Origin of the sequence: Kitasatospora sp. NPDC127067 (assembly GCF_042724755.1) — a bacterium.
GTDB lineage: Bacteria > Actinomycetota > Actinomycetes > Streptomycetales > Streptomycetaceae > Kitasatospora > Kitasatospora lactacystinica.
The window spans coordinates 1-20,801 of sequence record NZ_JBHXEM010000143.1 but is presented as its reverse complement, the minus strand read 5'-3'; the positions used below and the strand labels follow the sequence as shown (position 1 = coordinate 20,801).

At 73.3% G+C, this 20,801-nt stretch carries 19 protein-coding genes; 8 read left to right on the top strand and 11 right to left on the bottom strand.

Annotated elements, in window-relative coordinates:
* Positions 1 to 132 precede the first annotated feature (132 nt).
* Positions 133 to 1,647 (bottom strand): MFS transporter, encoded by a 1,515-nt coding sequence (locus ACFWJ4_RS35630; protein WP_380551899.1) that lies wholly within the window; start codon positions 1,645 to 1,647, stop codon positions 133 to 135.
* A gap of 339 nt (positions 1,648 to 1,986) precedes the next feature.
* Here ACFWJ4_RS35630 and ACFWJ4_RS35625 point away from each other — a divergent pair, with 339 nt between their 5' ends.
* Entirely contained in the window at positions 1,987 to 2,751 is a 765-nt protein-coding gene (locus tag ACFWJ4_RS35625; RefSeq protein ID WP_380551896.1) for a TetR/AcrR family transcriptional regulator, read from the top strand.
* 57 nt (positions 2,752 to 2,808) lie between these two features.
* Here ACFWJ4_RS35625 and ACFWJ4_RS35620 read toward each other — a convergent pair whose 3' ends face one another.
* Together ACFWJ4_RS35620 and ACFWJ4_RS35615 are read right to left on the bottom strand one after the other, a co-directional pair.
* Positions 2,809 to 3,582, bottom strand: coding sequence for an isocitrate lyase/phosphoenolpyruvate mutase family protein (locus ACFWJ4_RS35620; RefSeq protein ID WP_380551893.1), 774 nt, complete (start codon positions 3,580 to 3,582; stop codon positions 2,809 to 2,811).
* The gene (locus ACFWJ4_RS35615) at positions 3,579 to 5,054 is read right to left on the bottom strand and encodes a hypothetical protein (RefSeq protein ID WP_380551890.1); all 1,476 of its coding nucleotides are present in this window, start codon (positions 5,052 to 5,054) and stop codon (positions 3,579 to 3,581) included. Before ACFWJ4_RS35615 ends, ACFWJ4_RS35620 begins: the two co-directional genes overlap by 4 nt.
* Positions 5,055 to 5,241: 187 nt before the next feature.
* Here ACFWJ4_RS35615 and ACFWJ4_RS35610 point away from each other — a divergent pair, with 187 nt between their 5' ends.
* The gene (locus ACFWJ4_RS35610) at positions 5,242 to 5,955 is read left to right on the top strand and encodes an ArsR/SmtB family transcription factor (protein ID WP_380551887.1); all 714 of its coding nucleotides are present in this window, start codon (positions 5,242 to 5,244) and stop codon (positions 5,953 to 5,955) included.
* Between the two features lie 78 nt (positions 5,956 to 6,033).
* On the opposite strand, the gene ACFWJ4_RS35605 is transcribed toward ACFWJ4_RS35610, so the two are convergent.
* From ACFWJ4_RS35605 to ACFWJ4_RS35590, 4 genes are all read right to left on the bottom strand, one after another.
* Entirely contained in the window at positions 6,034 to 6,537 is a 504-nt protein-coding gene (locus ACFWJ4_RS35605; protein ID WP_380551884.1) for a DinB family protein, read from the bottom strand.
* Between the two features lie 36 nt (positions 6,538 to 6,573).
* Positions 6,574 to 7,371: a VOC family protein gene (locus tag ACFWJ4_RS35600; RefSeq protein WP_380551881.1), complete on the bottom strand. Its 798-nt coding sequence runs from the start codon at positions 7,369 to 7,371 to the stop codon at positions 6,574 to 6,576.
* 127 nt (positions 7,372 to 7,498) lie between these two features.
* Positions 7,499 to 9,976, bottom strand: a complete 2,478-nt coding sequence (locus tag ACFWJ4_RS35595) for a germacradienol/geosmin synthase (protein ID WP_380551878.1) — start codon at positions 9,974 to 9,976, stop codon at positions 7,499 to 7,501.
* A gap of 228 nt (positions 9,977 to 10,204) precedes the next feature.
* Positions 10,205 to 10,552 (bottom strand): DoxX family protein, encoded by a 348-nt coding sequence (locus ACFWJ4_RS35590; protein WP_380551875.1) that lies wholly within the window; start codon positions 10,550 to 10,552, stop codon positions 10,205 to 10,207.
* A gap of 263 nt (positions 10,553 to 10,815) precedes the next feature.
* Between ACFWJ4_RS35590 and ACFWJ4_RS35585 the strand changes: the two genes are divergently transcribed.
* The gene (locus tag ACFWJ4_RS35585; protein ID WP_359905604.1) at positions 10,816 to 11,460 is read left to right on the top strand and encodes an HhH-GPD-type base excision DNA repair protein; all 645 of its coding nucleotides are present in this window, start codon (positions 10,816 to 10,818) and stop codon (positions 11,458 to 11,460) included.
* 129 nt (positions 11,461 to 11,589) lie between these two features.
* Here ACFWJ4_RS35585 and ACFWJ4_RS35580 read toward each other — a convergent pair whose 3' ends face one another.
* The gene (locus ACFWJ4_RS35580; RefSeq protein WP_380551902.1) at positions 11,590 to 13,068 is read right to left on the bottom strand and encodes an MFS transporter; all 1,479 of its coding nucleotides are present in this window, start codon (positions 13,066 to 13,068) and stop codon (positions 11,590 to 11,592) included.
* A gap of 112 nt (positions 13,069 to 13,180) precedes the next feature.
* Here ACFWJ4_RS35580 and ACFWJ4_RS35575 point away from each other — a divergent pair, with 112 nt between their 5' ends.
* Positions 13,181 to 14,203, top strand: coding sequence for a helix-turn-helix transcriptional regulator (locus ACFWJ4_RS35575; protein ID WP_380551872.1), 1,023 nt, complete (start codon positions 13,181 to 13,183; stop codon positions 14,201 to 14,203).
* Here the strand turns inward: ACFWJ4_RS35575 and ACFWJ4_RS35570 are convergent.
* Together ACFWJ4_RS35570 and ACFWJ4_RS35565 are read right to left on the bottom strand one after the other, a co-directional pair.
* Complete coding sequence (locus ACFWJ4_RS35570; protein ID WP_380551870.1) at positions 14,200 to 15,090, bottom strand: hypothetical protein; 891 nt, start codon at positions 15,088 to 15,090, stop codon at positions 14,200 to 14,202. The two genes, ACFWJ4_RS35575 and ACFWJ4_RS35570, sit on opposite strands and share 4 nt — an antisense overlap.
* Positions 15,091 to 15,099: 9 nt before the next feature.
* Positions 15,100 to 15,618 carry a YbhB/YbcL family Raf kinase inhibitor-like protein gene (locus ACFWJ4_RS35565; protein WP_380551867.1) on the bottom strand — a complete coding sequence of 173 codons (519 nt, stop codon included), beginning with the start codon at positions 15,616 to 15,618 and terminating at the stop codon, positions 15,100 to 15,102.
* Between the two features lie 110 nt (positions 15,619 to 15,728).
* Here ACFWJ4_RS35565 and ACFWJ4_RS35560 point away from each other — a divergent pair, with 110 nt between their 5' ends.
* Positions 15,729 to 16,388, top strand: coding sequence for a rhomboid family intramembrane serine protease (locus tag ACFWJ4_RS35560; RefSeq protein WP_380551864.1), 660 nt, complete (start codon positions 15,729 to 15,731; stop codon positions 16,386 to 16,388).
* 105 nt (positions 16,389 to 16,493) lie between these two features.
* Complete coding sequence (locus ACFWJ4_RS35555; protein ID WP_380551861.1) at positions 16,494 to 17,660, top strand: hypothetical protein; 1,167 nt, start codon at positions 16,494 to 16,496, stop codon at positions 17,658 to 17,660.
* 46 nt (positions 17,661 to 17,706) lie between these two features.
* On the opposite strand, the gene ACFWJ4_RS35550 is transcribed toward ACFWJ4_RS35555, so the two are convergent.
* Positions 17,707 to 19,275, bottom strand: a complete 1,569-nt coding sequence (locus ACFWJ4_RS35550) for a helicase HerA-like domain-containing protein (RefSeq protein ID WP_380551858.1) — start codon at positions 19,273 to 19,275, stop codon at positions 17,707 to 17,709.
* A 192-nt stretch (positions 19,276 to 19,467) separates the two neighbouring features.
* On the opposite strand from ACFWJ4_RS35550, the gene ACFWJ4_RS35545 reads away from it, so the two are divergent.
* Positions 19,468 to 19,764 (top strand): type II toxin-antitoxin system VapB family antitoxin, encoded by a 297-nt coding sequence (locus ACFWJ4_RS35545; RefSeq protein ID WP_030061387.1) that lies wholly within the window; start codon positions 19,468 to 19,470, stop codon positions 19,762 to 19,764.
* Between the two features lie 271 nt (positions 19,765 to 20,035).
* Complete coding sequence (locus ACFWJ4_RS35540) at positions 20,036 to 20,710, top strand: LytR C-terminal domain-containing protein (protein WP_380358536.1); 675 nt, start codon at positions 20,036 to 20,038, stop codon at positions 20,708 to 20,710.
* Positions 20,711 to 20,801: the final 91 nt, after the last annotated feature.

Genomic DNA, 20,801 nt, shown 5'->3' with positions numbered 1-20,801 from the left:
AAACGCTCGGCTGGGAAACCCCAGCCGAGCGCCTGCATAAACTGCTCGCGGCCTGAACAACCGACCACGTGTTGCAACGACCGCTAGAAACCGCCCGGGGCGGCCGGGGCCATCGGCCCGGAGGGGGTCGGGTCAGCCGATCCGCTCGGCCGTGGGCTCCGTCGGGGCCCCGGCCGCCCCGTCGGCGGTCTTCCGGCCGTCGCGCATCAGCACCAGGGTGAGCGCCGCGGCCGCGACGACCGCGATGCCGCCCACCGTGAAGGTGGTGGAGGTGGCGGTGTTGAACGCCTCCCGGGCGGCCGCGACCAGTCCGCCGTCCCCGGTGGAGCCGCCCAGCGCGAGCGCGCCGGTGATGTCGTGGCGGGCGGCGGCGGGGGCGGCGTCGGGCATCGCACCGGTGTAGGTGCTGGAGAGCACGGTGCCGAGGATGGCCACGCCGAGCGCCGCGCCGGACTGCTGGATGGTGTCGTTGAGCGCGGAGCCGACGCCGGCGTGCTCGCTCGGGATGGCGCCCATGAGCGCGTTGGCGGCGGCCGGCATGCCGAGGCCGGAGCCGACGCCGAGCACCAGCATGGCCAGGGCGACCTTGGTGAAGCCGTCGCCGACCGAGAGGGTGGCCAGCAGCCCGAAGCCGCCCGCGATGATCAGCATGCCGATCGAGGTGAGCACCCGCGCCGGGACCTTCTTGCCGAGCACCGCGCCGAGCGCGTTGAACACCAGCGAGGCGATGGCCAGCGGGATGAAGGCGAGGCCGGTGTCGGTGGGCGAGAACTCCAGCACGAACTGGAGGTACTGGGTGAGGACCAGCATCAGCCCGCCGGTGGCGAAGGTCAGCAGGACGAGCGAGAAGCTGGCGCCGGTGAAGACCCGGTTGCGGAACAGGTTGAGCGGGACCATCGGCGAGTCGGTGCGGACCTGCCGGACGGCGAAGCCGGTCAGCGAGGCCACCGCGAGCAGGAGCGCGCCGAGGGTGCTCGCGCTGGTGAAGCCGTCCCGGGGCAGCACGATGATCGACCAGACCAGCGCCGTCATGCCGACCATCGACAGCACCATGCCCGGCAGGTCGGGTCGGCGCCACGGTCCCTTGGACTCCGGCATCAGCAGCATCGCGGCGATGATGGCGACCGCCGCGATCGGCACGTTGAGCAGGAAGACCGCGCCCCACCAGAAGTGCGCGATCAGCGCGCCGCCCAGCACCGGACCGCCGACCAGGCCGATCATGGCCACGGCGGTCCAGGCGGCGATCGCCTTCGGGCGCTCCTCGTCGTCGAAGACGGTGATCAGGATGGAGAGCGTGCTCGGCATGACCAGCGCGCCGCCGACGCCCATCAGGACGCGCCCGACGATCAGTTCACCGGAGCTGCCGGCGTAGGCCGCGACCAGTGAGGCCGCGCCGAACAGCGCGAGTCCGACGATCATCACCTTCCGCCGTCCGAAGCGGTCGGAGAGGCTGCCCGAGGTGAGCAGCAGGCCGGCGAAGACCAGGATGTACGAGTCGATGATCCACTGGATGTCCTGCGCTCCGGCCTTGAGGTCCTCCGCGATCGGCGGGATGGAGACCGTGAGCACCATGTTGTCGATCACCAGCACCAGGCTGCTGAGACAGAGCACGACCAGAATGAGCCAGCGCTGCGGATGACGTTGCACGGCGTTTTCCCCCTTTGAACTTCTCGCGTCGAACCCGGGTTTGAACTTTTCGTTGCGAACCCGGGCTTCGGGCTTCGGGCTTTGGAATGGGCGCGCGAGCCGTGGCCGTGGCCGGCCGGAGCTGCGCGGAAGTCGTCGCGGGCACACCGCCCTCCGTCCCCACGGGTACGGTGTGCGCCGCTCCGAACACTGTACGGACGCCGCACACTGTTCGCAATGCCGTACGCCGTTCGACCTCCGCACACCGTACGAGTCGCCGTACACTGTTCGCAGCGACCTGTGGCAAGCTGCGCCGCACCGGACCGGGTCCGGCGATCGACGACTGGCGAGGAGGGCCCGATGGCGGCCAAATCAGAGGACGGCACGACCCCGGGCATCCCCCTGCCGTGGAACCGGCCCCAGCGACGGCGGGAGCAGCCCTCCCTCAGTCGCGAGCAGATCGTCGCCGAGGCCTTCGCACTGCTGGACTCCGACGGCATCGAGGCGCTGAGCATGCGCAAGCTCGCCGCCCGGCTGAACGCCGGCGCGACCTCGCTCTACACCCACGTCGCCAACAAGGAGGAACTGCTCGCCCTGGTCGTCGACCAGGTCTTCGGCACCCTCCCGCAGCCGGAGGCCGAGGACTCCGAGGACCCGAAGGTCTGGCGCGCGAAGGTCATGGAGTGCGCCGAGAGCATGCGCGCGGCCATCATTCGCTACCCGTGGATGGTCTCGGTGATCGGCGACGTCGGGATGATCTACCTCGGCCCCAACTGGATGCGGCTCTCCGAGGCCCTGCTGGCCGTCCTGGAAACGGCCGGCTTCGAGATCGGCGAGGCGAACGACGCGATGAGCGCCGTGATGGGCTACACCATCGGAACCGCCTGTGTGGAGGCCTCCTGGGTGAGCTCGCTGGCCCGCAGCGGCCACGACGAGCAGGAGTGGATGAACCGGCTCCTGCCCACCGTCATCGAGGCCACCAAGGAGTTCCCGCGGCTGCACCGGCTGTACACCACCGAGGTTCCGGACGAGGTCGCGGCGGGCCGGGACAGCAGCTTCGCCCGGGGCGTCAACGTCATCCTGGACGGGATCGAGGCGGCCTGGACCGCCCGCCAGCGGGGCTGAGGGCGCCGGTCCCCGGGGCGCCGGTCCAGGGCCGCCCGCGACCGCTCCCGGAGACGCTCAACTCCCGCTGAGGGCCTGCACCTCCGCGTACCCCGGCACCGGACCGACCGGCCCGCCCGCCGCGACGGCCGCCGCCGTGGCCACCGCCGCCGCCAGTGCCGCGCGGTACAGCAGCGAGCCCAGGCTGACCCGGGCCACCCCGAGCGCGGCCAGCTCGGCGAGGCCCGGGCCGGCCGGCGTCCAGAGGATGTTCAGCGGGACGGAGAGCGCGCCGACCAGCCGGCCGATGGCCGCCGGATCGGCCGGCCCGGGGACGAACACGCCGTCCGCGCCCGCCTGCTGGTAGGCGTCCAGGCGCCGGAGCGCCCCCGCCTCGGGGGCGTCCTGCCCGCACCAGTAGGTGTCGGTGCGGGCGTTGACGAACAGCTCCGGCACGGCCGCCTTCACCGCCGCGATCTTGGCGGCATGGCGGTCGACGGGGGTCAGCGAACCGTCCGCCCGGCCGTCCTCCAGGTTGATGCCGACCGCTCCGGCCTTCGCCAACTCCACGGCCAGTTCGGCGACTTCGTCCGGATCGTCGCTGAACCCGGACTCCGCGTCGACGCTGAGCAGGAAGCCGACCCGCCCGAGCCGGCGCGCCAGCCGTACGGTCTCCGCGCGGGTGGCGGCGGCACCGTCGGGCAGGCCGGCGACGGCCGCCACGCCCAGGCTGGTGGTGCCGATCGCGGGGTGCCCCTGGGCGGCGAGGGCGACGGCCGAGGCATGGTCCCAGGCGTTGGGGAGCAGCAGCGGACGGCCGGGGCGGTGGTGCAGGGCGGCGAAGGGGGTCATCGGGTCGTCTCCGTCGGGTCGTTCGTGGGGTTTCCGGTCGCGTTCGCCGGGGTGTCGGTCGCACCCTCCGGGGTGTCGGTCGCACCCTCCGGGGTGTCGGTCGCACCCTCCGGGGTGTCGGTCGCACCCGCGGGGCTGCCGAGCGCGCCGACCGAGTCCGCGTAGTAGTACCCGGCCCCGGAGACGTGCCGGACGATCTGCCGGAAGCTCCAGCCCGTCCCCGGCGAGTCGTCCAGCCGCTCGTCCGGCAGTGCGCGGATCCGCCGGGACCAGATCCCGGCCAGCCGGGTCAGCCGACTGCGGGCCTCGTCCAGGTCGGCGGTGGTGAACGGGGCCAGGTCGGCCGGGGTGGTGACACCGGAGGCGTGCCAGTGGTCGGGCTCGGTCGGCTCACCGACCACCCGGGCCTCCAACTCGGCGAGGTGGTCGACGAGATGGTCGGCGATACGGCGAACAGCCTTGTGCGGCGTATAGGTTCGGCCGTCGGCGTTGATGATCGGGCGACCGTCCCAGGCCGTCCAACCGGCCGCCAGGGCAAGCACGCTCTCGACCATCTCCGGCACCAGGGAGGCGAGTTCGGCCTTACCCCGATCCGGCGCGGGCGGCATGTCCGGCGCCCCGGTGTCCGCCGGATCGGAGGCGCCGTACAGGATGCCCTCGGCGATGACCAGGGCCTGCGAGCGGCCCGGGCAACTCCGGGGCGGGGCGCCGAAGGTGAGCACGACGCCCTCCGGCGCCCCGGACTGGGCCGCCGCGATGTCGAGCAGGACCCGCGTTCCGGCCGGTACCGCGACCCCGCCGACCTCGGTCGCCCGGGCGGCGAGCCGACGCATCGTCCGGACCGGCGGGTCCGCGCGCAGCACGCCGGCCAGACCGTCCTCGTGCCGGCGAGCGCCCTCGACCAGCGCGGCGGTGGCGTCGCAGGCCTGGACGAGCAGGCCGATCCGGTTCGCGGCCGTCTCCTCGTCCCGGTCCCCCGCCGCGTCGTCCCAGTCCCCCACCACGGGCAGCAGCCGGGCCACCGCCGCGTCCGCCGCCGGGTCGGCCGCCGGGTCGGCCGCCACCGGATCGTCCGACGCATCGGCGAAGTACGCCCGGGACACCGCCGCGACGTCCCGCGCCACGGCCTCCGGGTCGGCCAGGCCGAGCTCCGCCGCGAGCACCCGGACCACCCGCAGCCGGACGTCGGACTCGAAGCCGGCGGCCGCGGCCACCCGCAGCCGGTCCGGGTCCAGCCGCTCCAGGTCCGCCAGCACCAGCGCCCGGCGCCGGGCGTGCGGCTCGCCGGAACTGAACCGGGCGACGGCGGACCGCAGCCAGGCCACCGTGCCGGGGGCGGCGCCGGGCGCTCCGGGCACGGCCGGCCCGGCGGGCGGCGGGACCAGCGCCGGGTCGGCCAGCGCCGCCGTCACGTCGTCGTAGCGGGAGAAGGTCATCGTCGCGGGACCGGAGACCACCGTGGTTTCGCTCATGCCGTCATCGTGGCCCCGGGTCGTTTCGGCCCCGGCCGAACCGTGCGGGGGCGACCCTGGAGGCATGTCCCCGGCTCCGCTCCCCCACGCGGCCCCGCCGCCGCGACCGCCCCGTCCTCCGTGCGCCGCTCCGCCCCGGTACGCGACTCGGCGCCCGCACGCACCCTCGTGCCCCGACCATGGAGGCATGACGCTCGCCGCCTTCGCCGCCCTGCTCGCCGACCCCACCCGCGCCGCCATCTGCACGGCGCTGCTCGACGGTCGCGCCTGGACCGCGGGTGAGCTGGCCCGCCACGCGCGCGTGGCGCCGTCCACGGCCAGCGAGCACCTGTCCCGGCTGATCGCTGGCGGGCTGCTGGCCGAGGAACGACAGGGTCGGCACCGGTACGTCCGGCTGGCCACGCCCGCGGTGGCCACGCTGATCGAGGACCTCACCGTCTTCGCCGAGTCCGGCACCGGCCCCGGCACCGGCCCCGGCCCCGCGACCGCGCCGCGCAACCTGACCGAGGCCACCCGGCTGAGTGCCGAGGCCCGGGCCCGTACCTGCTACGACCACCTGGCCGGACGCCTCGGCGTGGCCGTGTCGGACGCGCTGTTCGCCCGCGGCCTGGTCACCGAGGAGGGCGGGCTGGCCGTCACCGGGCACGGCCGGGACTGGCTGGCCGCGCAGGCGATCGAGCTGCCGCCGCGCGCGGGCCGCCGGGGCGGACGCCCGGTCGTGCGCGGTTGCCTGGACTGGACGGAACGCCGCACCCACCTGGGCGGGGCGCTCGGCGCGGCGCTCTGCCGGGCCGCCCTGGACCGCGCCTGGGTGGAACGGATCGGCTCCGGCCGGGCCCTTCGGGTCACCCCGGAGGGCGGCCGGGCGCTGCGCGAACTCCTCGGCGTGGAGCTGCCCTGACGGCCGTCCCCGACGCCACTCGAACCGTCGGGCGATGTACCGCTCGAACCGCCACTCGGTTGCCGGGCGAACCGCCGCTCAGCCCATCGACTTCGCCCCGTCCAGCGACTCCCGGATGATGTCCGCGTGCCCGGCGTGCTGCGCGGTCTCGGCGATCAGGTGCAGCAGCACCCGCCGGGCCGACCAGGCCGTGCCCGGCGGGAACCAGGGTGCGGGCGGCAGCTCGTGGGCGAGGTCGAGGTCGGGCAGGGTCCGGACCAGCTCGTCCGTCCCGCGCGCCGTCCGCTCGTACTCGGCGAGCAGCCCGGCCAGGGTGTCGCCCTCCACCATCCGGAACTGGGCCGCCCAGGTGTCCGGGTCGGCGGCGCCCCCGTCCCCGCGCCGCATCGCCTCCGCGCCGCCGGTCATGAACCGCGACCAGCGCGCCTCGACCGCCGCCACGTGCTTGATCAGGCCGCCGAGGCACAGCTCGCTGACCGTGGTGCGCTCGGCCGCCTGCGCGTCGGTGAGGTCCCGTACGGTGCGCCGCAGCAGTTCGCGGTGCTTGTCCAGCGTTTCGACGAGTTCCTCGCGCTCACCCATCGGCCACCCCTGCCGCTCGTCGTCCCGTCGGACGCATCAGACCTCCACCGTCTCCGGCTGCTCCCCTACCCGCCGACCGATGTCGATCAACCCGAAGGCCGCGCCCTGCGGGTCGCCGACCGCCGCGAACCGGCCGAACGGGCTGTCCATCGGCCCGAAGTACACCTTGCCGCCGCGGGCCGTCAGCCGGCCGATCGCGGCGTCGGTGTCGTCCACCGCGAAGTAGACGCTGATGTACGAGGGCGCCTCGGGCGGCAGGAAGTCCCCCTCCGCGCCCATCCGGCCGAGCACCGGCCGGTCGTCGACCTGGAACATCCGGTAGTCGAAGTCCCCGCCCGCCATCTTCTTCACGCCGAACGGGAAGACCGCCGGGAAGAAGGCGTCCGCCTTCGCGGGCTCGCGGGTCACCAGCTCGGCCCAGGTGTAGGCGCCGGGCTCGCCCTGCTTCTCGAAGCCCTCGTGCCGGCCGGCCTGCCAGACGCCGAACACCACCCCGGCCGGGTCCTTGGCGATCACCATCGTGCCGAAGTCGCCGACCTGCATCGGCCCCATGACCACCTCGCCGCCGTTGGCGCGGATCCGCGTCGCGGTGGCACCGGCGTCGGGCGAGGCCAGGTAGAGGCACCAGGCGGACTGGGCCTCCGCGCCCGGCATCGGCGGCACGATCGCGGCGACCGCCTTGCCGTCCGAGTAGGCCTGGGTGTAGTTCCCGAACTCCGACGAGCTCTCGCCGAAGGTCCAGCCCAACACGTCGCCGTAGAAGGCCTTCGCGCCCTCCAGGTCGGTGAACATCGCGTCGGCCCAACAGGGTGTGCCCTCAGGTAGCGCAGCCATCTCTCTGCCCTCGTGTGTGGCGAAAGGGCGCGCGCCGGGGGGCGCACGCCGACCCCCGGTTCGCCAGCCTAGCCACGATGCGGCGCACCCGCGCGGGCTGGACCCGCGCGGGTGCGACCCGTCGACGTCAGCCGCCCGCCGACAGACGCAGCGAGGACGTCCCCAGGCCGGTCGGGCCGAGCGGCACCGGGGGCAGCGGGACCGTCGGAACCGACGGAACCGACGGAACCGACGCGGCGGCCGCCGCCGTGGCCACCCGACGGGCCTGCGAGGCCTCCACCAGGTCCCGCTCGGCGCCGAAGTGCCGGTCCAGGTCGGCCGTGGCGTACCGGAGGCAGCCCTCGTGCCAGTTCAGGATGCCCGCGAGCCAGTTCTCCAGCTCCCCCACGTACCCGTCGAGCATCTCCCTGGCCGCCTGCCCCAGCCCGAAGTCCTCGTACATGACCGGGAGTTCCTTCTGCACCACGTGCTGGAACTGGCCCAGCCGCGAGTGCATCAGGTCGTCGACGATCCGGACCGCCGACTCGTAGTCGCAGCCGAAGAAGTTCTGCACCACCAGGACGGCGTTGTGCAGCTCGCCCTCGTACTCGACCTCCTTCTGGTACGAGAAGAGGTCGTTCATCATGCACGCGTAGTCCATCGCGGAGTTCTCCAGCGCGCGCATCGAGCCGTGGTCGTACACCTCCGGCGGCACGGTCTGCCCGTGGCCGAGGCGGGAGAGGCTCGCGGTGAGCTCGGAGCCGAAGGTGGAGCGGCGCATCTCCAGGTAGTCCACCGGGTCCGGGATCCGGTTCTGGATCTGGTTGCTCAGCTCCCAGATCCAGCTGTCCAGCATCGCCTCGACCGCCACCCGGAACCGGCCCCTGGCCTCGACGGTCATCGGGCCGGCGGTCCGCTCCCAGAGGTCGGCGAGGCTGCGCTCCAGCGCGTTGACGGGCTCCGGCGCGGGGGTGCCGTCCACCGGCATGAACAGGGACAGCCGCGCGTTGGCGACCTTGGCGCCGACCAGGTCGCGGGTGTGCCCGAAGGCCCTGGGGTAGTAGTCATCGGCCCAGGTGCCCCAGGCCAACCAGGCCGAGGAGATGTCGAGTTGGTCGGCCGTGGCGTCCGGGTGGAGGCCGGCCGCGCAGAGCGGGAGGTCGTAGTCGCGCATCGACTCGGCGTCCCAGATGCCGGATGCGGGAACGCCCGGCTCCGCCGCCAGCAGTCCCATCCGCTCGGCCCACGCGATCACGCGCTCCCGGGCACCGTCCAGGTGCGGGCTCAGCCGGAGTTCGTACGGCAGCTTGAACTCGGGCAGCAGGGACGGCCCGACGGCCTGGTACGGCACGTGGCCGTGCGACCGCGCCCGCCGCGCGGCCGGGCCCGCCGCGCCCTTGGCCGCCGGCGTCGAGCCCCCCTCCGCCGCCTTCGCTGCCTCCGCCACGGCCGCCGTGGCCCCGGCGGCCGTGCTGCGCAGGATGTCCAGCGCCGAGGTCCCGATGCCGCCGATCGCGTACTGGTCCCACCAGTTGCCGCCCCCGGGCCCTCCCGGCAGACCCGGCAGACCCGCCGGTCCACCGCCCGAGCCGGGAGCGACCTCGCCACCGGACCCGCCCGAACCCGCGGCCGCCCCACCGCCGTTCATGTACCGGCTGGACCGCAGGTGCCACTCGTGCCCGCCGGACTGCCAGTCCTGCAGGCCCTTGACGTACGCCGTCACCCGGGCGCGCCCCGCCGGGTCCAGCCCGGTCTCCGCGAACAGCACCGGCAGTTCGGTGAACACGGTGTTCTCGAACTGCTGGAGCCGCGAGGTGAGCAGGTCGTTGACCGCGTCCGCGGCCTCCTGGGTGGAGCACTCCAGGAACCGCTCCAGCACCAGGACGCCGTTGCTCAGCTCGCCCTCGTCCTCCACCTCCCGCTGGTACGAGAAGATGTCGTTGCGCAGGTGCACCCCGTCGGAGAAGGCGTCCATCAGCACCCGCAGCGCCCGCGAACCCGACACCTCCTTCGGCACCTCGGCGCCGGCCGCGTACTCGACCAACTGCGCGGACCAGGGCGCGCCGCCGACCTTGCGGCGCATCTCGATGTACTCGACCGGGTTGGCCACCCGACCCTCGTTGATGTTGGCGAGCTCCCACAGCGACTCGTTGAGCAGGTTCCGGGTGCTCTCGGCGAACCGGATCCGCCAGTCCTCGCCCATCGCCGGCACGGTGCGCCGCCACAGGTCGGCCAGGCCCGCCTCGACCGGGTTCTCCGGCTCGGGCAGCTCGGCGGCCGGGTCGGCCGGCATGAACAGCGGCAGCCGGTCGAGGTGGGCCTTGCCCGCACCGCGGTCGTTGGTGCGCTTGAACATGTCGAGGAAGTGGTCGTCGAAGAAGAAGACCCACACGTACCAGTCGGTGACCAGCGACAGCGCCTCGGCGGAGGCGTCGGGGTGGGTGTACGCGCAGAGCAGGCCGTAGTCGTGGGCTTCCAGGTCTGCCTGATCCCAGATTCCGGAACCCTCCAGCATCCCCATCTCCCGGGCCCAGTCGGTGGAGTGGGCCCGTGCCTCGTCCAGATGGGGGTTGAGGCGTGCCGGATGCGGCACGTAGAAGGACGGCAGTTCGAACGGCTGGGTCACGGCGGGCGAGCCTTTCTGGACGCGTCGATTGGACCAAGAATGACCCGTCGTCAGCTCGCCGCACCGGCACAACAGAAACAGTCATATGAAATGACTCGTTCCCCCCGTTCGAAGCCACCCGCCCAGCCGAGCGCCCTCCCCCGCCACGCACGCCCCCCATACCCGCCCCGCGCACTCCTCCCCGTGCACGCCACCCCCGCCCGGCCCGCCGGGCCGGGCGGGCCCGGCTCAGGCCGCGAGGGCGAGGACGAGGGAGGCGGCGGCGGGCGCCATGTAGACGAGGGGGAACGGGACGTGGGCGTACGCGCGGGCGCGGAGGACGGTGATCACGGCGCCGAGGAAGTAGAGGATCACGCCGACCGCGGCCGCGTAGCCGACGGCCGGGACGGCGAGGCCGGCCAGCAGGCCGAGGGCGCCGGCCGCCTTGGCGACGCCGAGCCAGGTCCACCAGGCGCGCGGGACGCCGTAGTCGGCGAGCGGCTTCACGACGTACTCGGCGCCGGCGAAGACGGAGTAGGCCGAGAAGCCGACCATGAGGGCGGCGAGGACGGTGACGACGGTGTGGGCGACGGACATTGGAGTGCTCCCATTCGACGGCTGTTCGGTTCGACACTCCCCTGACCCGGGGCATCCGCCGGATGTGACAGGCGCGGGCAAAAAATTGTCCGCGACACCCCGCCGCTACCCCCGGCAACCGCTCCGCCAACGAACAATGCAGCTCTGGCAAGGCCTTGAACAGAGACGACTTCCCCGGCTACGGGCGTGTTGATCCTGTACGCCAACGCCGCGTCCACCAGACTGGGCGCCGACCAGACGTCAACTCCGAGGAGGGCAAGCCCGTGAACGTCACCGTTCGGCTCGCACAACAGCCCGAGGCCGACGAACTGCTCGGACGGAGTGCGCTCGCCGCGCTCGTCGGCATGCTGCTGGACCAGCAGGTCCCGATGGAGTGGGCGTTCACCGGCCCGCTGACCATCGCGCAGCGCCTCGGCCACGACGACCTGGACGCCCACGAGATCGCCACCTACAACCCGGAGGAGTTCGTCGCGCTCCTCTCCGCGAAGCCCGCGGTGCACCGCTACCCGGCCGCGATGGCCAAACGGGTGCAGCAGCTCTGCCAGTTCCTCGTGGCGCAGTACGACGGCGACGCCGCGGCACTGTGGAAGAACGTCCGCACCGGCAAGGAGCTGCTCAGCCGGCTCAACGCCCTGCCCGGCTTCGGCAAGCAGAAGTCGCAGATCTTCCTGGCCCTGCTCGGCAAGCAGTACGGGGTGCGGCCGGAGGGCTGGCGCGAGGCGGCCGGCGCGTACGGCGAGGAGGGTGCGCACCGCTCCGTCGCGGACATCACCGGCCCCGAATCCCTCACCCTGGTACGTGAGTTCAAGCAGGAGATGAAGCGCGTCGCGAAGGAGGCCAAGGCCGCCGCCAAGCCGCGCACCACCACCCGTACGACCGCCGCCCCCGCCCCGACCGGTGCGCGCTGACCGACGGCCCGGCCGCCCGTGCCGACGGTCGACCCACCCGGCCGACCACGTCGGGGCCGGGCCCTCCCGGAGCGCGACGCGGGCCCCGGCCGCGCCGCGCGACCGGGGCCCGCGAACGGGAGCGCTCCGTCAGATCAGGACGGGCTCCCGCTCCTCGGCGGTGGAGCCGGCCACGGCCCCGGCCGCCTTGCGCCGCCGCGGCAGCGCGAACATCAGCAGGAAGACGGCGAGCAGCACCCCGGCGACCCACCACATCGCGTTCACGAAGGCCCCGCCGAACGCCGCCCCGACCGCCTCCGGCGCGACCACGTCGTCCATCGCCCCGAAGAAGGCCACCGACACCAGGCCGAGCCCGAGCGCGTTGCCCACCTGCTGCACGGTGTTGATCAGCCCGGACGCCGAACCGGCGTGCTCGCGCGGCACCTCCGCCAGCACCGCGTCGGTGATCGGCGCGACGATCAGACCCATCCCGAGTCCCATCACCACCAGCGGCAGCACCATCTGCCAGGTCGTGATCGCGGTCCCGTACCGGTCCGCCTCCCAGATGTAGACGAGCACGCCCGCCGCCATCACCAGCGCGCCGGTCTGCAGGACCTTCCGCCCGAACCGCGGCACCAGCTTCTGCACCGACAGTCCGGCCGCCGTGGAGACCGCGATCGAGAACGGGATGCCGGTCGCGCCGGCCTTGAGCGGGCTCCAGCCCAGCCCGACCTGCATGTAGAGGGTCCAGACCAGGAAGTAGATGCCGAGCGCCACGCCGAAGGCCAGCTGCACGCAGATGCCGGCCGCGAAGGACTTCACCCGGAACAGCGCCAGTTCCACCAGCGGCGAGCCGTCCCGCCGCGTCTTGACCTTCTCGTACACCACGAACAGCGCGAACACCGGCAGGCTCCCGGCCATCGACAGGTAGCCCCACAGCGGCCAGCCGGCCTCCCGGCCGTGCGTCAGCGGGTAGATCAGCATCAGCAGGCCGAGGCTGGCCAGCGCCACGCCCACCAGGTCCAGCTTCAGCGCCTGGTCGGCCTTCGACTCGTCGATGAAGCGGCGGCCGAGCAGCAGGCCGGCGATGCCGACCGGCAGGTTGATCAGGAAGATCGGCCGCCAGGCCAGACCGAACAGGTCCCACTCGGTGAGCAGCGCACCGATCAGCGGACCGGAGACCGCGCCCAGCCCGACCACCGCGCCGAACAGGCCGAACACCTTGCCGCGCTCCTCCGCCGGGAAGGTCGCGTGGATGATCGACAGCACCTGCGGCACCATCAACGCCGCCGTCCCGCCCTGGAGCAGCCGGGTCGCGACCAGCATCTCCGGGCCCGAGGCCAGCCCGCACAGCGCCGAGGCCAGCGTGAAGCCGCCGATCCCGATCAGGAACACCCGCTTGCGGCCGTGGATGTCGCCCAGCCGGCCGCCGGTGATCAGCCCGATCGCGAAGGCCAGCGCGTAGCCGCCGGTCACCCACTGGATGGCGCTGAAGGAGGCGCCGGTGTCCTGCTGGATGCTCGGGATGGCGATGTTGACGATGGTGACGTCCACCAAGTCCATGAAGGAGGCCACCATCACGATCGTCAGCGCGATCCACCTCCGCCGGTCCGCTGCCGCGGTGCTCATTGCGGTCTCCTCTTTTTTCTTCTTCACGTCCACGCCGCTCTTCTCCACGTCCGCGACAGTAACGGCCATGTAGGTCAGAACCTGTCCCAGTTGTTCGGGCATGCTGGACGCCATGAGCGACACCCCGGCCCGGCTGCTGAGCCTCCTGTCCCTGCTCCAGACCCCGCGCGAGTGGCCCGGCAGCGAACTCGCCGAGCGGCTCGGCGTCAGCCCCCGCACCATCCGGCGCGACATCGACCGGCTGCGTGAGCTCGGCTACCCGGTGCGGGCCAGCATGGGCCCGGACGGCGGCTACCGGCTGGTCGCGGGCACGGCGATGCCCCCGCTGCTGCTGGACGACGAGGAGGCGGTGGCCATCGCGGTCGGGCTGCGCGCCGCGGCCGGGCACGCCGTGGTCGGCATCGAGGAGGCCTCGGTACGGGCGCTCGGCAAGCTGCTCCAGGTGCTGCCGGGCCGGCTGCGGCAGCGGGTCGGGACGCTCAACTCCGCCACCGTGCCGCTGCTCACCGGGGACGGCCCGACCGTCGACCCGGAGGACCTCACCGTGCTCGCCCGCGCCGTCACCGCCCGGGAGCGGCTGCGCTTCGGCTACCGGGCGTACGACGGGGCCGAGACCAGGCGGCAGGTCGAGCCCGAGCGGCTGGTCTCGGTCGGCCGCCGCTGGTACCTGGTGGGCTACGACCTGGACCGCGAGGACTGGCGGCTCTTCCGGGTCGACCGGCTGAGCGGCCCGGCCGCCACCGGCGTCCGCTTCACCCCGCGCCCGCTCCCCGCCGAGGACGCCGCCGCCTACGTGGCGGGCAAGCTGCACCGCCCGTCACCGAGCGGCACCGTGGTCGCCACCGTGCACGCCCCGGCCGAGCGGGTCCGCCGCAGCCTCCGGCCGGGCGACTCCGAGGTCGAGCCGATCGACGAGCACAGCTGCCGGCTCCGCTCCCGCACCGACTCCCTGGAGTGGACGGCGATGCGGCTGCTCTCGCTGGACTGCGCCTTCGAGGTGCACGAGCCGCCCGCGCTGCGCGAGCACCTGCGCGAACTGGCGGCCCGCGCCGAGCACGCGGCGGGGGCGCCGGACCGGGGCGGTCCGGACCCGTCCCAGGGCCCGTCCCAGGGCCGGCGCCAGGGCCCTTCCTAGGCCTCGACCCGGTACCAGCCGTTGCCGGACCTGAACCACAGCGCGCCGTCCCGGCCGTAGGCACGGCGGCGGTCGAGCTCGCCGGGCACGTCCGGCCTGCGCTTCCCGGTCTGCTTCCACTGCTTGCCGACCAGCAGGTGCCAGGTCAGCTCCCCGCCCCGGGACAGGAAGACGCCCTCCCGGGCGCGGACCGCGAAGCCGACCGGCATCCGGACCGGGCACGGCACCGTGGACGAGGTCCCGTCGGCCGCCTCGATCCGGGTGAGGTAGCTGCCCGAGGAGCCCGGGTACCAGGCCAGCCAGGCGGACCGCCCCTCGGTCGCTCCGGCCAGGCCCTCCAGGGGGTACCCGGGCAGGTCCTTCCGGTGGTCCGGGCTCCACACCACCCGGCCGTGGGTGTCGGCGCCCCGGAGTCCCGCGCAGGACATCGGGTGGTCGCCGTAGATGCCCTCGTCCCCGTAGGCCATCCAGATCCGGCCGTCCCGGTCGGTCACCAGCACGGGCGTGTCGTCGCCGAGGAGGAGTTCCCGGCCGGGGGTCCCGTCGGGGCCGTACACGAAGCCGTTGGGCCGCCACTCCTCCCCGTCCTGCTCGGCCCGGGCCTCGACCAGCAGCAGCCGGCCGCCCGGCAGCAGGGCCAGGTGGTCCGGCGAGCAGTCGACCCCGGACAACGGCACCCGCCACTCCCCGCGGGGGCCCGTCACGACCACCTCGGCCTCGTACGGGAACCGGACCTCCGGCCAGGACCCGGCCGGTGCCGTGCACTGCTCCGGCACCACCAGGACGGCCAGTTCCCCGTCCGGCCCCACCGTCCAGGTCACGGCCCGGCGGCCGGCCTTCCACTCCTCCTCGGGCAGCCGCCAGACCTCGACCGGACGATCGGACATCGCCAAGGGTCAGACCCCGTACTCGGCGGTCAGCAGCGCCCGGCCCAGGGTGTGGAAGGTGAGGTGGAAGCCCACCTGGGCGGGCGGGGTGTCGGCGGTGACGTCCAGCTTCTCGACGTCCAGCGCGTGCACCGCGAAGACGTAGCGGTGCGGGGCGCCGGGCGGCGGGGCGGCGCCGTCGTACTGGTTGCCCGGGAAGTCGTTGCGGCCGTGGAAGGAGGCCTCGCCGGGCAGGGCGGCGTCGGAGGAGCCGGCGCCGCGCGGCAGCCCGGTGGTGTCGGCGGGCAGGCCGAGGGCGAGCCAGTGCCACCAGCCGGAGCCGGTCGGCGCGTCCGGGTCGTAGCAGGTGACCGCGATGCTCCGGGTGCCCTCCGGCAGGTCCGACCAGGTCAGCTGCGGCGAGAGGTTGCCGCCGGAGTGGATGAACTCCCGGCCCAGTGTGGCGCCTTCGGTGATGTCCTGGCTGCTCAGCGGGAAGGACGGCACCTGCGGAAGGAACTCGTACGGCAGCGGCGCGCGCTTGCTCATGGGCTGGTCACCTCTCACGGTCTGATCTCACGGTCGGAACTCACGGTCGGAACGACACGAGTCACTGTAATGGGGTGCACGTACGCTTCCGGCGCCCCTAGAGTCGGGGCATGGCCGCCAAATTCGCCCAGTTGTTCGCCGACTCCCGCCGCGCGCTGCTCACCATGCTCGGCATCCAGGCCGTCATCTGGTCGGTGCAGGTGCTCAACTGGCTGGACGACTACGGGCTGTCGCGGGAGTTCGGCCTGCGCACGGAGCAGGTCGGGGACCTCCCGGAGATGTTCACCTCGCCGTTCCTGCACTTCAGTTGGAGCCACATCGAGGCCAACTCCTGGCCGCTGTTCGTGCTCGGCTTCCTGTCCGCCTACCGGGGCATGAGGAAGTTCCTGCTGGCCAGCCTGGTGATCGTGGTGTCCGGCGGGCTGCTGGTCTGGCTGCTGGAGAGCCCGAACACGGTGACGGCCGGCGCGAGCGGCATGGTCTACGGCTACCTCGGCTACGTGGTGCTGCGCGGGCTCCTGGACCGCAACGTACTGGACGCGGTGGTCGGCATCGTCGTCGCGGTGGTCTACTCGACCATCCTGATCGGGGTCCTTCCCGTCACCCCGGGCGTCAGCTGGCTGGGCCACCTCGGCGGGCTGATCGGCGGACTGGCCGCCGCCGTACTGCTCCGCGACCGGCCGGCCGCGAAGCCCGCCGCGCCGCAGGGGACCGCCCCGACCAGCCCCGGATCCGCCCTGCTCAAGCAGCTGGACGAGCTCGGCCTGTAGGTAGGGCGTGTCCGACGATTCCCGTCCGGACCATCAGGTATAGACCAATCCCACCCCTGCGGCTAGCGTGGACGGCTCACCCTCCCCCAGCTCCGGAGCCGCACCGTGGAGTCGTCCGTCCTCGCCTTCGCCACCGACCTGCTCGACGAGGGCGCCGACACCTTCTTCGGCAACCTCACCGACCGCGCCGGGGTCGGCGGCGTCACCCTCGCCTCGGTCTACCACGAGGCCCGCGACGTCTTCCCGCACAACCCCCGCCGGGTGGTCCGCTACCTGGAGCCGGGCGCGGCGTACTTCCGCCCCGACCCGGCCGCCTGGCGGGGCCGCCGGCTGGCCCCCGTGCCGTCCACCGCGATCGGCGACCGCGACCCCTTCGCCGAGGCCGCCGAGGAGGCCCGCCGCCGCGGGCTGAAGCTGCACGCCTGGACGGTCTTCTGCCACAACGACCGGCTCGGCTTCACCCACCCCGACTGCGCCCCGGCCAACGCCTTCGGCGACCGCCACCTCACCGAACTCTGCCCGGCGAACCCGGAGGTCCGGGAGTACGCGCTGACCCTGGTCGCCGAACTGGCCCGGTACGGCGTGGACGCGATCCGCGCCGAGTCCCTGCACTTCCACGGACTGCGCCACGGCTACCACCACGAGCGCTACTTCGAGGAGTTGGGCCCGACCGCCGAGGCCCTGCTCGGGGTCTGCTTCTGCCCGCACTGCCGCTCCGCCGCCACCCGCGCCGGGGTCCCGGCCGAGGCGGTGGCCGCGGCGGTCCGCGCCGAGCTGCGCCGCCGGCTGGCCGACGAATCCGCCGCCGCCGAGCCCGCCGACCTGAGCACCCTCGCCGACGGCGCCTTCGCCGCCTACGTGGACGCCGCCGCCACCACCGTCACCGCACTGGCCGCCGACCTCGCCGAGCAGGCCCGCCGGCACGACATGCGGCTGACCTTCATGGACGGCGGCGGCCCGGGCACGGGCTGGCTCGCCGGCATCGACCTGCCCGCCCTCGCCGGGGCCGTCGACCGGATCGAGACCCTCGGCTACGCGAGGACCCCGGAAGCGGTCCGGGAGAAGGTCGCCGCCTTCGCCCTGCACGGCGTCCGTCCGCAGTCCCTGGCGGTGATCCTGCGCCCGATGTCCTCCGACTGCGACGGCCCGGAGAACCTCGCCGCCAAGATCGCCATCCTGCGCGAACTCGGCGTCCCCGAGGTGGAGTTCTACAACTACGGCCTAATGCGGCTGTCCTCCCTGGACCGGATCGGCGCCGCACTCTCCGCCTGACCGACCGGCGCACCGCCCCACCGACCGGCCGGCCCCGCCCGACCGGTCAGCGCCGCCGCTTGGACGTCCCGAACAGGCTGCGCGAGATCTCCTGCCCGAGCTGCTTCCCGGCCGAGCGCGCGAAGGACTTCACGGTCGGGTTGCTCAGCAGCGACCCGAGCAGCCCGCCCGCACCCTCCTTCTCCCTCGGCGCCTCCCGCCGCGGCGCCCGCTCGACGGGCGTCGACGCCCCGGGCGCGGTGGGCGCCGCCTGGGGCCGCGGGGCACGCGCCGCCAGCTTCTCGTACGCCGACTCCCGGTCGATCGCGTCCCGGTAGCGCGCCGTCAGCGGCGAGGCGTCCACCACCGCCTGCAGGGCCGTCGCCCCGATCGGCCCCATCAGCGACTGCGGCGCCCGCAGCCTGGTCGCCGCGACCGGCGTCGGCGCGCCTTTCTCGGAGAGGACGGTGACCACGGCCTCGCCGGTGCCCAGCGAGGTCAGCACCGCGCCGAGGTCGTACGAGGAGCGCGGAAAGGTCGAGACGGTGGCCTTGAGCGCCTTGGCGTCGTCCGGGGTGAAGGCGCGCAGCGCGTGCTGCACCCGGTTGCCCAGCTGCGCCAGCACGTCGGACGGCACGTCCCGCGGCGTCTGGGTCACGAAGAAGATGCCGACGCCCTTGGAGCGGATCAGCCGGACGGTCTGGGTGATCGCCTCCAGGAAGGCCTTGGAGGCGCCCTTGAACAGCAGGTGCGCCTCGTCGAAGAAGAACACCAGCTTGGGCTTGTCGAGGTCGCCCACCTCGGGCAGCTCCTGGTAGAGGTCGGCGAGCAACCACATCAGGAAGGTGGAGAAAAGCCGCGGCCGGTCCTGCACGGCGGGCAGTTCCAGCACCGAGACGACGCCCCGGCCGTCCGGAGCGGTCCGCAGCAGCTCGGCGGTGTCGAACTCGGGCTCGCCGAAGAAGGCCCCGGCCCCCTCGTTCTCCAGCACGGTGAGCGCGCGCAGGATGACCCCGGCGGTGGCCGCCGAGAGCCCGCCGATGGTCCGCAGCTCCTCCTTGCCCTCGGGCGAGGCGAGGAAGGCGATCACCGCGGTGAGGTCCTTGAGGTCGTAGAGCTCCAGGCCCTTGCCGTCTGCGTAGTGGAACACCAGGCTGAGCGAGGACTCCTGGGTCTCGTTCAGGTCGAGCACCTTGGCCAGCAGCAGCGGTCCGAAGCTGGTGACGGTGGCCCGGACCGGGATGCCGGCGCCCTGTCCGCCGAGCGAGTAGAACTCGGCCGGGCAGCCCTGCGGCGACCACCGCTGCCCCACCTCGGCGGCCCGGGCACCGGTCCGCTCGCTCGGCGCCCCGGGCGCGGCGATGCCGGAGACGTCCCCCTTGATGTCGGCGAGGAACACCGGCACGCCCTGCCCGGAGAGCTGTTCGGCGATCAGCTGGAGGGTCTTGGTCTTCCCGGTGCCGGTGGCCCCGGCGACCAGCCCGTGCCGGTTGAGCACGCCCAGCGGGATGCGCACCTGGGCGTCCGGGTACGCGGTGCCGTCCAGCAGCACGGCGCCGAGGTCGAGGGCGGGACCGGTGAAGGCGTACCCGTCGGCGATCTCCCGGACGGCCGGCGGGGTGGGGTCGGAGGACATCGGTGCACACTCCTGAGCGGATCGGAACGCTTCGGAACGCTTCGGCATCGGCGCGGAACCCGATCGGCACCGGGCGATGTTCGCGACATTTCCCATCAAACAGCTGCATTCGTCCATGCGCAGTTCACACCGGCGCGCGTGGCGGCGTCGCGGCTGCTGCGCCATCCGCCGTCCGAACGGTAGGCTTTCCGTGTGATCTTCAAGCGCATCGGCAATGGGCGGCCGTACCCGGATCACGGCCGGACGAGCACCCGCCAGTGGGCTGACGTCGCCCCGCGCCCGGTGCGGCTCGACCAGCTGGTGACCACCAAGGGCCAACTCGACCTCGAAACCCTTCTGGCCGAGGACTCGACGTTCTACGGGGACCTCTTCGCCCACGTGGTGAAGTGGCACGGCGACCTCTACCTGGAGGACGGCCTGCACCGGGCCGTCCGGGCCGCGTTGCAGCAGCGCCAGGTGCTGCACGCCCGCGTCCTCGAAATGGAGTGACGGACCCCGTCACCGGGCCGTCGGGCCGCCACGGGCTTTCCGGACCGCCCCCTCGCCATCCGGCGGAGGGCGGTCCACGCGTACCCCGGTACCCCCTTTCGGGTACCGGGGTACGCCAGATGATGATCGTTTAGTACCTTCGAGGCCGTACGGCACTACGCTGCTGACTACGGCCGCGACCAGGGGATTCCGCCCGCACCGGGGAAGTCCCCACCCGGCCGATCCGTCATCCCGACCCCGCCCTGGCACGAGGGGGAGACAAACCGTGAGCATGTTGACTCCCCAAGGCCTCAAGGGGAAGCAGTACCGCGTCACCGGCAACACCTACCCGCGGTTGGGCCGGCCTCCGAAGAAGAGCCGCAAGGTGATCGCCGCGCTCGCCGGCCTGCTCGCCCTGGCCCTGATCGCGCTCGGCGGCGTGCAGCTGTACGACATCTTCACCGGCAGGAACAAGAACGCCTCGGCACAGGCCTGCGCGACCCCGTCCGGCAAGGCGCTGGCAGCCCCCACGCCGGGCGCCACCCCGGGCGCCGCCGACGCGCCCGCCGCCGCGCAGGGCGACCCGCACGCCGTCCCGCAGGCCACCGCGGTCACCGTGAACGTCTACAACGCCACCACCAAGGCCGGTCTGGCCGGCCGGACGGCCGAGGAGCTCAAGAAGCGCGGCTTCGTCATCGGCAAGGTCGGCAACGCCCCGGCCGAGCTGGACAAGAAGGTGCCCGGCACCGCCCAGGTGATCGCCGGTCCGGCCGGTGCCGGCGCGGGCACCCTGGTCGGCTCGCAGATCGCCGGTGCCGCCGTCACCGCCGACGCCCGCACCGACACCACCGTGGACTTCGTGATCGGCGACAGCTACAACGCCCTGCTGGACGAGACCCAGGCGGCCGCCGCCCTCGCCCTGGCCACCAAGCCCTCCCCCACCCCGACCGCCACCGGCAGCTGCTGAACCGCCACCGGACACCGAACCACCGAACACCGAGAGCCCCCGGCAGACGCAGTGCCGGGGGCTCTCGGTGTTCGGTGGTTCGGGTGGTTCC

Excerpts from the sequence above, each read along its gene's own strand:
- ACFWJ4_RS35625 (WP_380551896.1), top strand. The coding sequence starts at position 1,987 with ATGGCGGCCAAATCAGAGGACGGCACGACCCCGGGCATCCCCCTGCCG.
- ACFWJ4_RS35620 (WP_380551893.1), bottom strand. The coding sequence starts at position 3,582 with ATGACCCCCTTCGCCGCCCTGCACCACCGCCCCGGCCGTCCGCTGCTG.
- ACFWJ4_RS35615 (WP_380551890.1), bottom strand. The coding sequence starts at position 5,054 with ATGAGCGAAACCACGGTGGTCTCCGGTCCCGCGACGATGACCTTCTCC.
- ACFWJ4_RS35610 (WP_380551887.1), top strand. The coding sequence starts at position 5,242 with ATGACGCTCGCCGCCTTCGCCGCCCTGCTCGCCGACCCCACCCGCGCC.
- ACFWJ4_RS35605 (WP_380551884.1), bottom strand. The coding sequence starts at position 6,537 with ATGGGTGAGCGCGAGGAACTCGTCGAAACGCTGGACAAGCACCGCGAA.
- ACFWJ4_RS35600 (WP_380551881.1), bottom strand. The coding sequence starts at position 7,371 with ATGGCTGCGCTACCTGAGGGCACACCCTGTTGGGCCGACGCGATGTTC.
- ACFWJ4_RS35590 (WP_380551875.1), bottom strand. The coding sequence starts at position 10,552 with ATGTCCGTCGCCCACACCGTCGTCACCGTCCTCGCCGCCCTCATGGTC.
- ACFWJ4_RS35580 (WP_380551902.1), bottom strand. The coding sequence starts at position 13,068 with ATGAGCACCGCGGCAGCGGACCGGCGGAGGTGGATCGCGCTGACGATC.
- ACFWJ4_RS35575 (WP_380551872.1), top strand. The coding sequence starts at position 13,181 with ATGAGCGACACCCCGGCCCGGCTGCTGAGCCTCCTGTCCCTGCTCCAG.
- ACFWJ4_RS35570 (WP_380551870.1), bottom strand. The coding sequence starts at position 15,090 with ATGTCCGATCGTCCGGTCGAGGTCTGGCGGCTGCCCGAGGAGGAGTGG.
- ACFWJ4_RS35565 (WP_380551867.1), bottom strand. The coding sequence starts at position 15,618 with ATGAGCAAGCGCGCGCCGCTGCCGTACGAGTTCCTTCCGCAGGTGCCG.
- ACFWJ4_RS35560 (WP_380551864.1), top strand. The coding sequence starts at position 15,729 with ATGGCCGCCAAATTCGCCCAGTTGTTCGCCGACTCCCGCCGCGCGCTG.
- ACFWJ4_RS35550 (WP_380551858.1), bottom strand. The coding sequence starts at position 19,275 with ATGTCCTCCGACCCCACCCCGCCGGCCGTCCGGGAGATCGCCGACGGG.
- ACFWJ4_RS35540 (WP_380358536.1), top strand. The coding sequence starts at position 20,036 with ATGTTGACTCCCCAAGGCCTCAAGGGGAAGCAGTACCGCGTCACCGGC.